Source organism: Corynebacterium sp. HMSC071F07 (assembly GCF_001810285.1).
GTDB lineage: Bacteria > Actinomycetota > Actinomycetes > Mycobacteriales > Mycobacteriaceae > Corynebacterium > Corynebacterium simulans.
This window is the reverse complement of the sequence record NZ_KV800702.1, coordinates 20,068-26,137: the sequence shown is the minus strand read 5'-3', so window position 1 is coordinate 26,137 and position 6,070 is coordinate 20,068. Positions and strand designations below refer to the sequence as shown.

The window sequence follows — 6,070 nt, the reverse complement described above, 5'->3', positions numbered from 1 at the left end:
CGATGCGGTTGACGAAGACGCGCTCAATAATGGATTCCCAGTCCACATTATTTACCTGCGCATCAATTCCCAGGCGCTTTCCCTCCTTTGCTGCGTGCGCCAAGTCGGCTGCGTAGACGTACATCTTCGTCGGAATGCAACCCACGTTCAAGCAAGTGCCGCCAAAGGTTCCTTCCTCGACGATTGCGATCTTCTTATCCTCGAAATCCTCCGAAGGAATCGAGTTGCCGGAACCGGTACCGATAATGATCAGGTCGAAGGGTTCAGCGCCCGGGAAAGTGGAATCTTGCGAAGTCATTTTTCTCCTTATTATTTAGGAAACGTTTAGGGTGCCTTTATTCAGTTTGTTTTAGTTAGGGTTTGAGTATGCCCGGCAACCATTCATCGACTACGTGGAAGGCCTCGTCGCGGATCGGCTCCCGAGACAAGAACACGTCATGGCGCGCGCCCTCAATCGGGTGCAACGTGTAGTGCGTGCCCAACTCTTTGGCCCAGCGCTGCGTTTGCTTGACATCAATTACCGCGTCCACGTAGTTGATTTCCTCCGAATACGGTGCGGTGAAATTCGACTTGGTGGACGTCAGCGTCAGGATTGGCACACCGACATCGATGCGGCCGGAGTGGATGGCGTCGAATGCCTTAAACACCGCGCGGATCCATCCCATATATTTCTTGTTGCCCGCCAGGGGCTTCTTCTCAAGGTCATAGTTCCACTCGCCATAGCGGCTGGAATGGATGGAATCACCGAATGCTGTGAGATTGCCGCCGTAAAGCGGGAGAGTGGGGGCGAGCTTGCCTAAAGCGAAGATGGCTGGTTTGAGCGCCGTGTAAGCCGGCTTCGGCACACCCATCATGTCAAGCCATGGGCTATTGAGGATAAGCCCTGCAATGCGGTTGTGGCGCTGCTCGTCGCAACGGCGCAACTGGTCAAGCCACAGCGGAAGGATGCAACCCGCGGTGGAGTGGCCCAAGAACACGACCTTGTCCTGCGGGAGGGCGTCGAGTGCCACGTTTAAGTCCATAAAGTAGTGGTGCATGTCCGTGGTGTAATGCCACTTCTGGTTCGGCTTCCGGGAGCGGCCGCACTTGCGAAGATCAAGGGCGTAGAACGCGTAACCCTTCTCGTGGAAGTGCTTTGCCACGTGCGCCTGGAAGAAGTAATCGGTCATGCCGTGAACCCACACGACGGCGACCCGGTTATCTAACTCGGTGTGCTCGGCGTCTTGTCGGTCCGTGGCTTCGTCGGCGTCGTTCGCGGTGCCTGTATAGCGGATCAAGGTGGCTTCGACTTTGCCTTCGCCGTCGGGGTCGGCGCCTAGGGGCAGGGCCGCGGCTTGGAAACCTGTGCCCAAGATGTCTTGTTTCCATTGCAGAGTTGACTCAGTCATATGCACAGTCTAGGCAAAGTGGGGTGATACGGACTGTGAAAAATCGGACATTTTCCCGGTTGAAGAATCACAATTTCTACATTAAGGGCGTATGGTGGTTTGGTAATGCGTGACGCGTCCCTTGTTATGTGCCGTTGTCAGCGACAAAGGATTAGGGCAGTTGTCTGGCCTTTGCGCGACCAAAGCCGCAGGCTTTGTCCTCCTGATAGTGGAATGTAAAAGGTGGGCGAGAACGTAAGAAGGCTCTTGTTCACCAGCGAGAGCTTTGTCCAGGAGCAATAACTTTCAATCTGAAGAGGTAATAGCAAGGTGTCCTCCGACAAGAAGACAGCACAAGTTGTAGATGAGGTAGATGTAGCCCTCGTAGGCGCCGGTATCATGAGCGCCACCCTGGGCGCTATGCTCCGCGAGCTGGAGCCAAGCTGGACCCAGATGGTCTTCGAGCGCCTCGATGGACCTGCTCTGGAGTCCTCCTCCCCATGGAACAACGCTGGTACCGGCCACTCTGCGCTGTGCGAGCTGAACTACACCCCAGAAAAGAACGGTCGCATCGACATTTCTAAGGCTCTGGGCATTAATGAGAAGTTCCAGGTTTCTCGCCAGTTCTGGTCTCACCAGCTCAACAACGGCATCCTGACCGACCCGAAGGCATTCATCAACCCGGTCCCACACGTGTCCTTCGCACAGGGCTCCATCCAGGTTGATTACCTGAAGCGCCGCTTCGAGGCCCTCAAGGACAACCACATTTTCCCGAACATGCAGTTCTCCGACGACGACGCAGTATTCCAGGAGAAGCTGCCGCTGATGTCCGAAGGCCGCGACTTCAACTCCAAGAAGGTTGCAATTTCTTGGACCGAGGCAGGCACCGACGTAAACTTCGGTGCACTGACCAAGCAGTTCTTCACCGCTGCAAAGGCGTCCGGCACCGAGATCCGTTACGGCCACGAGGTCGTTGACATCAAGCGCGACGGCTCCACCTGGAAGGTTTACGCCAAGAACCTGCATACCGGTGACTACTCCGTGGTCCGCGCGAAGTTCGTCTTCGTTGGTGCTGGCGGATACGCACTCGATCTGCTGCGCAAAGCAGGCGTCCGCGAGGTCTCCGGCTTCGCTGGCTTCCCAGTTTCCGGGCTGTGGCTGCGTTCCAAGAACCCTGAGCTGGTCAAGCAGCACCACGCGAAGGTGTACGGCAAGGCTGCCGTCGGCGCTCCTCCGATGTCTGTTCCGCACCTTGACACCCGCGTCATCGACGGCGAAGAGGGCCTGCTGTTCGGCCCGTACGGTGGCTGGTCTCCGAAGTTCCTGAAGAAGGGCTCCTACCTCGACCTCTTCAAGTCCATCCGCCCGGACAACATTCCTTCCTACCTCGGCGTTGCCGTGCAGGAGTTCGGTCTGACCAAGTACCTGGTTTCCGAGGTTCTCAAGGACTTCGACAAGCGCGTCGAGGCGCTGAAGGAATACGTTCCTTCCGCAGACCCAGCAGACTGGGAGACCGTCATCGCCGGCCAGCGCGTTCAGGTCATCAAGCCGGCCGCTGCACCGCACTTCGGCTCCCTCGAGTTCGGCCCCACCCTCGTTAACAACCCAGAGGGCAACATCGCCGGCCTACTCGGCGCTTCCCCGGGCGCTTCTATCACCCCGGCCGTCATGATCGAGCTGCTTGAGCGTTGCTTCGGCGAGAACATGATCCAGTGGGGCGACAAGATCCAAGAGATGATTCCTTCCTACGGCATCAAGCTGGCCAAGGATAAGAAGCTCTACGACGAGATGTGGGACTACACTCAGAAGACCCTCAAGCTCGACGAGAAGTAAAAACTTCGCCTAAGTTCCGCAGTACGTCCGGTAGCCCTCAGGGTTGCCGGGCGTTTCGTATTTGGCGTTGGGCGCAAACGGGCGAGTAATGGCGTCCAAGAATTCTTGGAAGGCGTCAATGTCGAGCAGCGCTTCCTCCACGTTGTGCGGGCGTGGGATGACTCGCGGAACGGTGCTGTTCTTCGGGCCGCCGGGCGGATTCGTCGGCTGCGTACCGTGCAGCTTCTCCCACAGCTCTAGGTTGGCCAGCGTGAAGTCCGGCTGCTTTTCTACCAGCTCGGTGAAGTACTCACTGCGGAGATTAGCGGGCTTGCTAGCGCTGACTTCAGCATCGGTGCTGATGCCAAAGCGCTTGACGAAGTCGCGCTCAAGTTGAGAAGCGAAGCGCTCGTGGTAGCTGTTGATGGTTTCTTGGGCGAAGTTGATGGCCTCGTTGGGGGAGGCGTCGAAAAGCGGCAACATGCTCTCCGCCAGACGCGCGAAGTTCCAGCCCAGGATCTCGGGCTGGTGCCCAAAGCGGTAACGGCCGCGGGTGTCGATGGAGCTAAAACAAGTATCAGGATCGTAGGTCTCCATGAAGGCACACGGGCCATAGTCGATGGTTTCACCAGACAGGGTGGTGTTGTCCGTGTTCATCACGCCGTGGATGAAACCTACGTGCTGCCAGGCTACGACCGTAGCAATCTGGGCGTCGAGGGCGCGGGTAAACAGCTCCTTGTAGCTCGCGCCAGGGTAATGCCGGGCGATCGTGAAATCCGCCAGCTGCTGTAGCTGGCCTGTTTGCGCCGCGTAGTGGAAAGAACCGATGCGGATGTGGCTGGCAGCTACTCGTACCAAGATGCCGGCTTCTTCCTCCACCTGGCGCTGGATGCGCCGGCCAGTAGAAAGGACCGCTAGCGAGCGTGTCGTCGGAATGCCCAGCGCGTGCATCGCCTCCGAGAACAGGTACTCGCGCAACATAGAACGGACTGTTCCGCGCCCGTCAGCCCCAGGGCGCGAGTACGGGGTAGGGCCGGTTCCCTTCGCATGGAGATCGCGCAGGCCTTCCGGAGTCTCGATTTCACCCAGTAGTAAGGCGCGGCCGTCGCCCATGCGCGGATTGAATTGGCCGAATTGGTAACCGGCATAGGCCATCGCGTGTGCCGGGCTATCCTCGCTGCGCCCACAAAGGAAATCGACTCCAGCGGGGCTGCGCAGCCACTCTGGGTCGAGGCCCAGCTCCGTAGCTAGATCCTCGTTCAAGATGAGCAAGCGGGGCGCAGATTGCTGCTCGCCGCGGCTTTCCCGCGCCATGCCGGGAAGGTGCTTAGCAAAGGTGTGGTGCAGTTCGAAGGGAAGTGACATGCCTAAACCTCCAAGCTTCCGCGAACTCGTACGTGGACGTTTCCACCGACCCAGACATTAGCGCCGTCGTCAGTAATGTGCACCAAGCCGTTCCTGCCAAGCTGGCTGCCCTGCCGTGCGGTGTAACTAGCCGGTACCAGGCCGCGCTTGCGCATGAATTGGGCTGCTGTGCCATTGAGAGAGCCTGTGACTGGGTCTTCGAAACCAGGGGTAAAAGCCCGTATCTCGTAGAGCGGTTGACCTGCTCGTTGCGGGGACTCAAGTCCCACGACACCGACCTTGATGCCGCGCGCGTTGTTGGGCTGCAGTGTGCGGACCGCGGCGGCGTCGCGAAGCTGCACTAGGCGCCAGCCGGGGCCGTTGTCAGCCCATGCGGCGTCGTAGATTTCGGCCTCATCGATGCCGAGTGCTGCGGCGGACTCGCTCAGCTCGGCCGCGCTCAACGGCCCAGATTTGTAAAGCGCGGGAGTGGCAAAGGAAAAGACTTCCTTTTCTTCCTTGATATCTACTAGCCCAACGCCGCATTCCTGAACGAGGTCGCCTGTATGTCCAGTGAGCTCGCAGAACACCCGTGCTGTGCCCAACGTGGGGTGACCTGCGAAAGCGAATTCTTCGTGCGGCGTGAAGATACGCACCCGGTAGTCAGCGTCTGCGGTCGTAGGGCGCAACAGGAACGTCGTCTCCGAGAAGTTGATCCAGTTAGCAATGCGCTGCATCTGCTCGGTCGAAAGCTCATCCGCCCCGGCGATGACAGCTAGTGGATTGCCGCTAAAGGCCGTGGTGGCGAAGACATCGACTTCGAAGTAATCAAGGTGCATGGCCACCAGCTTACGAGCCCGAGCAAGCCGCCATGCCGCGGTCTATCCTATGGAACATGAGCGAAGCACTTTTTAGCCGCATCGAGCCAATTCAAGTGATGGCGGATGGCACAGTCAAACAGGTCAATCCCTTCTCCGGAACCGAGGTATGGACCGTTCCAGGCCGCGGGAATCGTCCGTTTGCGCATACCGCCTCTAGCTCCCAACCGCTGGCTGCCGATGCCGCGCGAAACACCTGTGCTTTTTGTTCTTCGCGCAAGCTGGAAACCCCGCCTGAGAAATCACGCATCTTAGCCTCTGGCGAGATAGTGCGTGGGGTTGCGCCAGATTCGTTGGATGCAACCCAGCCTGCTTTTAGGCGCGTACCGAACCTCTTTGAGATCGTCTCCTTCGACTACTGGAAGGCCAACTACGAGTATGAGATGGACGCGGAGACTAAAGAGAGGATGGAGGGCTACATTGCGAATCCTGTAGGCCGCGAGCACGTTCTAAACATCGTGCGGACGAAGCTCAGGGCGGCCGGTCGAGATGCGGACCTAGGGGAGCAGGAACTGCTTACACACGCCGGCTGCTTTTTCGGTGGCGGTCACGATGTCATCATTGGCGCGCGCCACTTTGTGGACGGTGCTACCGATGATTCGCAGTTGGCCTCGTCTGGCACGCTCAGCCCCGACGAGCATTTCCTCTTTACTTCGTTTACCGCAGACT

5 protein-coding genes and 1 pseudogene are annotated in these 6,070 nt (G+C 58.4%); 2 read left to right on the top strand and 4 right to left on the bottom strand.

Annotated elements, in window-relative coordinates:
• Both HMPREF2724_RS13110 and HMPREF2724_RS03865 read right to left on the bottom strand, forming a co-directional pair.
• Window positions 1-298 (bottom strand): annotated as a pseudogene (locus HMPREF2724_RS13110) (mycothione reductase); the annotation flags it as partial.
• 55 nt (window positions 299-353) lie between these two features.
• Window positions 354-1,388 (bottom strand): alpha/beta hydrolase, encoded by a 1,035-nt coding sequence (locus HMPREF2724_RS03865; RefSeq protein ID WP_070587271.1) that lies wholly within the window; start codon window positions 1,386-1,388, stop codon window positions 354-356.
• Between the two features lie 309 nt (window positions 1,389-1,697).
• Here HMPREF2724_RS03865 and mqo point away from each other — a divergent pair, with 309 nt between their 5' ends.
• On the top strand, window positions 1,698-3,200 hold the full coding sequence (mqo, locus tag HMPREF2724_RS03860; RefSeq protein WP_070587269.1) for a malate dehydrogenase (quinone): 1,503 nt from the start codon (window positions 1,698-1,700) through the stop codon (window positions 3,198-3,200).
• Between the two features lie 9 nt (window positions 3,201-3,209).
• On the opposite strand, the gene HMPREF2724_RS03855 is transcribed toward mqo, so the two are convergent.
• Window positions 3,210-4,544, bottom strand: coding sequence for a protein adenylyltransferase SelO family protein (locus HMPREF2724_RS03855; RefSeq protein WP_070587267.1), 1,335 nt, complete (start codon window positions 4,542-4,544; stop codon window positions 3,210-3,212).
• A gap of 2 nt (window positions 4,545-4,546) precedes the next feature.
• Entirely contained in the window at window positions 4,547-5,362 is an 816-nt protein-coding gene (locus tag HMPREF2724_RS03850) for a PhzF family phenazine biosynthesis protein (RefSeq protein ID WP_070497214.1), read from the bottom strand.
• 56 nt (window positions 5,363-5,418) lie between these two features.
• Between HMPREF2724_RS03850 and HMPREF2724_RS03845 the strand changes: the two genes are divergently transcribed.
• Window positions 5,419-6,070, top strand: a 652-nt coding sequence (locus tag HMPREF2724_RS03845) for a DUF4921 family protein (RefSeq protein ID WP_210386673.1), incomplete at its 3' end; no start/stop codon positions are given.

Bases quoted from the DNA above. Each gene is read 5' to 3' on its own strand.
- HMPREF2724_RS03850 (WP_070497214.1), bottom strand. From the start codon at position 5,362: ATGCACCTTGATTACTTCGAAGTCGATGTCTTCGCCACCACGGCCTTT.
- HMPREF2724_RS03855 (WP_070587267.1), bottom strand. From the start codon at position 4,544: ATGTCACTTCCCTTCGAACTGCACCACACCTTTGCTAAGCACCTTCCC.
- HMPREF2724_RS03865 (WP_070587271.1), bottom strand. From the start codon at position 1,388: ATGACTGAGTCAACTCTGCAATGGAAACAAGACATCTTGGGCACAGGT.